The 2,965-nt window shown below is 45.3% G+C and carries 1 protein-coding gene and 2 pseudogenes; all 3 read right to left on the bottom strand.

Going from position 1 to position 2,965, the window contains the following annotated elements; translation table 11 throughout:
• Positions 1-227: 227 nt before the first annotated feature.
• Positions 228-725: pseudogene (locus GEI7105_RS35520) on the bottom strand (transposase); the annotation flags it as partial.
• Between the two features lie 129 nt (positions 726-854).
• Positions 855-1,839, bottom strand: a pseudogene (locus tag GEI7105_RS35515) (IS5 family transposase); the annotation flags it as partial.
• A gap of 314 nt (positions 1,840-2,153) precedes the next feature.
• Positions 2,154-2,965, bottom strand: an 812-nt coding sequence (locus GEI7105_RS32455; RefSeq protein WP_017663177.1) for a transglutaminase-like domain-containing protein, incomplete at its 5' end; no start/stop codon positions are given.

Raw genomic sequence — 2,965 nt, 5'->3', positions numbered from 1 at the left:
CTGGCTTTATTCACGACTAAGGAACGAAGATGAGGAGAAAATGAATAAAGGTGCTGAATCTTTAGTTCAAGAATTGATTCAAAACCCTTAGTCTAGGCAAGCGCGGCGCAGCATAACAAATCGTTGCAGCGGCGGAATGGAGACGGTCAGTGGTGATGCCTAAGGTAGGGTTTGCTGAAAAAGTTATCAAAAGCTGGGGGTGGAAAATGAACAAGAAGCCGTCTTGTTCAAGGTATAAATCTGAATTGACTTAACTCGTCCACTTTATAAGTTACAATAATATTTCTCGACAAAATTATGAAGTTTGGGAAAAATTGACACAAAAAAAGACAGTAAAACTGCCTCAGCAGCTTCACCAGGTTCATCACTAAAAAGGTCAGAGCGATGGAGGTTTCCGAAGTATTAGGCAGTTTAGCCATAACACGACTTAAGCTGAATCTTCTTTTGGCTTGTCCAAATTTCCCCTCGATTGCATTACGAATGCGCTCATCTTCCTGGGCTTGTTTTTTGGCTTCTCGGCTGAGGTTTTTAGGAGGTCTTCCTAAAGGCGGTCCGCTGAGACGAATTCCTCTTTCTTTACACCAAGCTCGATTAGCTCGGGTTCGATAAATTCGATCGGCGTGAACCGATGAGGGGTAAACTCCCGTATAGTCTTTGTAAGCTTCGACTTGCGAGATTAAATCTCCACTTTCATTATAATTATCCCAACTAATTTTTTCGAGAAATAGGGTCTTCGGAGTTTGTGGTTATAAATGTATACCATAATACAAAAAATTGAAAATTCGAGAGCCAAAACCCTTGAAATCTCGTGAAGTTAGTTTTTCTGTCACCCTAAACTCCGAAGAGCCGAGAAATACATATCCTTCTACACAACTGACTGATAACTTAGCCCCGAATTCCGTAGGACTTGCTGCCTTGCCTCTGACGATTGGACGGAGATGAGGTTGTGTTAAACTGACGATGCGATTTTCGATTTATTTTTATGATTTGACCACATCCACTGCTGTTGACGGGTAATTTCACTGGAGACTAATAAATTCCTGTATTGCCTTCGGCTTAAGCATTCTAGGCTCGCTCCTTTCTCAATTAATTTCTCAATGTTTTGGAAGTTTCGTTGAAGATATTGGAGTTGTTTTTTGACAGCATTTCTTCTTTCTTTGCGAGAGGGTCTCCTCTTTTTGGCAAATTTGAGATACTCTTTTCGGGCGAGTTTTCGGTGGGTTCTAGGTTTTTAGACAGTTGGCCCTTCAGGGATTTATATAAAATGTCTAGGATGAGTTCGGTGGTTTTCCTCGTCTTGATTTAACAGTTCGACATCGGTGGGGTATTTGATATCGGCAGGTGCGACGGTCGCATCGATTAAGAGTTTCCCTCTATTTTCTTTCTTCTTTCGACTCCTTCTGACTTTTTTGTGCTAGATTCCTCCCGTTGAAATCCTCGAGCTTGTCGGACAATTCTTCGATTTATTTTTTGAAGTAGAGAGCGACCAATCCTTTGCCGAAAATGAACCATCATTGAAGGATCGAAAGGCGCTTCGTTTCGATAACTCTTTTCCCCGATAAAATACTGTAGGTAAGGGTTTTCTTTAATTTGTTCGACAGTTTCTCGGTCGCTTATTCCCAATTTTTCTTTAATAATTAAGGCTCCCAGTGCCATCCGAAACGGTTTCGCTGGCGCTCCCATTTCCTCAGAAAAATTCTGGGCATATTCTTCCTCAAATTCTGCCCAGGGAATGAGGTTCGCCAAAATTACCCAACGATTTTCTTCACACAACTTGCCTTCAAAAGGAAGTTCAAAGGCTTCTTCGGGCGCGTCAGGATTTTGTGATTTTCGATACATTTTTTCTTGCCGGATGCACGGGAATTTCCAATTTTACCTCTTTTTCGGGTTCTCGAAGCCACGTCAAGACTCCTCTAAGCCTTACGTCGTAAGCTTTTCACTTCTTTTCAGCAAGCCCTACCTATGTGGCGGATGCCAAGCCTCGATGTCAATCCTTAAAACACCGAGGCTTTCAACTGGGACAGTATCACGTCTTTGAAAACGTTAGTGTCAACAAAGAAGAGCCAGTTCGCGCTCTTAATCTCGGCGTTTATTGGAAACGTCGTTACAATGTAGTCTTTGAAGCCTTTGCGAAGGATGTGGGTGCTTCTCCATCACCGCTTGGGGGGTAATTCTTCCAAAATGCGGAAGCGCACGTGGTTGATAGCCAAATCGCCCAAGGACACTTCTTCTTTAGGGATGCGTTTGCCGTCGCGAACTAAACTCTCGAACTTCACCCCTTTAACGAGTTCGATGTGATACCAAGCTAACCCCATGAAAAACCGCAGGGGATGAGGACCGCGATCGTGCATATCGTCTGGGTTCGATTCCATGGGAATCCAACCGTAGCCTGGAATGAGAAACTCCAGCCAAACGTGGTTGAAGTCCGGTTGTAGCGCAACTTCTCGAGATTCGGCACGATCGGGGCATTTGTAACGTCCGACGGTTCGGCAAGCGATACCGTTGAGTCGCAGCAGTGCCAGTAAAATCCCGACGTACTCGCCGCAAGATCCCATTCCTCGTTTGAGGACGATGTCGGGGGTGTCGATGTGGGGTTTGATGCCGTATTCGAGGCGATCGTAGACGTAATCGCGGATGTTGAGAACTTGGCGTAACAGGTTGGTTTCAGTGCCGATCGCGTTGCGGGCTGCCCGTTGTACGGTTTCAGTATCCATCGCCAAGTTATCGTTATCCACCAGATACCGCTGTTGGTATTCCGGCGGCATTTCTGGTAAATCGTCTACGTCGCGGGGTTTGAAGTGATATTTAATGCCCCGCACTTCTAAGATGGCTCTCCATCCAAAAATTCGGGCTTCGTGGGGTTTGAGGCGATCGAACTGAAAGACGGCAATCGGCTGTTCGTCGATAACGCGGGTTTCAAAAGGCAGTCCCACGGGTTCGAGATGTCGGACGCTTTGACGGGGCG

It is taken from the genome of Baaleninema simplex PCC 7105 (genome assembly GCF_000332355.1).
GTDB lineage: Bacteria > Cyanobacteriota > Cyanobacteriia > Cyanobacteriales > Geitlerinemataceae > Baaleninema > Baaleninema simplex.
The sequence above is the reverse complement of the archived record's forward strand: the minus strand, read 5'-3'. Positions and strand labels throughout refer to the sequence as shown.